The organism is Collinsella aerofaciens, from assembly GCF_028209625.1.
GTDB lineage: Bacteria > Actinomycetota > Coriobacteriia > Coriobacteriales > Coriobacteriaceae > Collinsella > Collinsella aerofaciens_AM.
This window is the reverse complement of record NZ_JAQLDU010000037.1, coordinates 1-2027: the sequence shown is the minus strand read 5'-3', so window position 1 is coordinate 2027 and position 2027 is coordinate 1. Positions and strand designations below refer to the sequence as shown.

2 protein-coding genes are annotated in these 2027 nt (G+C 55.4%); both read right to left on the bottom strand.

Annotated elements, in window-relative coordinates; all coding sequences use genetic code 11:
- Nucleotides 1–627: 627 nt before the first annotated feature.
- Complete coding sequence (locus tag PMW70_RS09630; RefSeq protein ID WP_117655984.1) at nt 628–1752, bottom strand: aminotransferase; 1125 nt, start codon at nt 1750–1752, stop codon at nt 628–630.
- Nucleotides 1753–1901: 149 nt separating this feature from the next.
- A partial coding sequence (locus PMW70_RS09625; protein WP_229770747.1) for an arginine deiminase family protein occupies nt 1902–2027 on the bottom strand: 126 nt, incomplete at its 5' end.

The window sequence follows — 2027 nt, the reverse complement described above, 5'->3', positions numbered from 1 at the left end:
CAGACCTTCCTGAGCTTGCCGATCTCGGAAGGCACGTGCAGACCTTTCGTCATGGCCTCCTACCTTTCTTTCGGGCCCCTGTCAGGGCCGATTCGTTAGCGCCCCTCCGTGTGAGGCGTTATTGCTGACGACATATTTATATCCAAAATCAGTCCATACTTCCACCTCGCCCCCGAACGGTTTTATATGAGGGGTGAACGGCATACACATATACTTCACGCATGGCACACTTTGATTTAATAAAGTTTATTTACGTGCTAAAACGCGTTTTCAATCCAAATAGCAAATGGAACTTAACTTTATTAAACCACCCTCAAATTGCATATTTCTAATATAGCTATGAATAGAATTAGCGATTCATGCCGCGTCCCAACCATTTTCATTTTTATTCAGAAAAAAGTTTGTCTTATTCATTTCTGATAAACAAATTACCGTTTACCAGACGCTTGATACCGTTCACCGGAAGCTCAGTATAAGGCCCAGCGGATACCGGCTCGCTTTACGGCCCCATTTGTAACAACTTGACTTCTCGGTATAGAAAAACGAACCCGCTTCCCCTAGGGAAACGGGTTCGTTTTCGATTATCTTCGGCCAATTTGGATAAGGCCCTCGAAGATCGTCGGAACCCTAGCGATCGAACTCCGCCAGTGCCTCGCCCAAAAGCCTCAGGCCCTCGCGAAGAACGTCTTCGCTCGCGCAGTAGCCCAGGCGTGCGCCGCAGGGAAGCTCAAAGCGGCTACCGGGGACCAGCAGCACTCCCCTCTCGGCCAACAGGCGCTTACAGAATTCCTCGTCATCCTCGGGAATATCCAGCTGGATAAACGAGGTGGATATTCCCTGCGGGGCCGTCCAGGAAACGCGATGCTGCGTATCGATCCAAGCCTGCGCGATATCGCGGTTGCCAAACACGATCTTGCGATTACGCTCGAGAATCTTGTCCTTGTGCTCGAGCACGTATGTCGCCAGGGCATCGTTGAACACGCCGCCGCAGATCATGGTGTAGTCGCGGTAGGTGCGGATGCGGTTGGACACCTCTTCGTCGGCCACGACCCAGCCCACGCGGGCCGCAGGCGTCGAATAGGTCTTGGACACCGAGTTGGTGACAATGGCCTTCTCGTACATGTCGGCCATCGACATAAAGGCCTTGGTGTTCTCAAGCGGCAGGTACACCTCGTCGCACAGCACATAGGCGCCAGCCGAACGGGCGATCTCGGCAATCTGGCCAAGCATATCGGCATCGAGCACCGTACCGATGGGGTTCGATGCGTTGTTGATGCAGATGAGCTTGGTATTGGGACGCACCAAGCGTTTAAGCTCCTCGATATCGGGCTTCCAGCCAAGCTCCTCGCGAAGCTCCCAATACTCGACCTCGGCACCGAGCGTACGCGGAATCTCGTAGAGCGGCGCGTAGGTGGGCCACTCGGCGATGACATGGTCGCCGGGCTCGACCACGGCCATGATGGCGTTGAGGTTAGCGCCCGTGCAGCCATTGGTCTGCAGAATGTGATCGGGATTGACCTCGCGACGATACAGCTTGGCAACCTCGGCCTTAAACTCCGGAGAGCCCTCGATCCAGCCGTAGTTCATCTTCTCGCGGTCCAGGCGCTCGTAGAACGTGGCACCGTCCTGCTCATCGAGCGCGCGCAGCTCGCCCATGGTGAGCGACGAGATCGTCGACTGGGCGATGTCCCACGTGGCGCTCTTCTCCCAAACGTTGAGCCATTCCTCAACGCCAATCGTCTTAATGTCCATGGCCAAGTTCCTTACAAAAGCAGTCATCCAACCGTGTTGACGTTCCTCATACAAGATTGGGGCGGCGCGAAAACCCGCACCGCCCCAATGGGAGACATCTAACGTCAGCTAGATGTATGTATTAAGACCTATACGGGTCCTAGAAGACCTTAGAGGTCCTCACGCCAGAAGGGCATGCTCATGCAGCGCGGGCCGCCGCGGCCGCGGGAGAGCTCGGCGGAGGGCACGACGAGAAGGTCCAGGCCCTCCTTGTACAGCACGTCGTTGGTGACGGT

What these genes read in the sequence shown, in the direction of transcription:
- PMW70_RS09630 (WP_117655984.1), bottom strand. Translation starts at nt 1,752, where the DNA reads ATGGACATTAAGACGATTGGCGTTGAGGAATGGCTCAACGTTTGGGAG.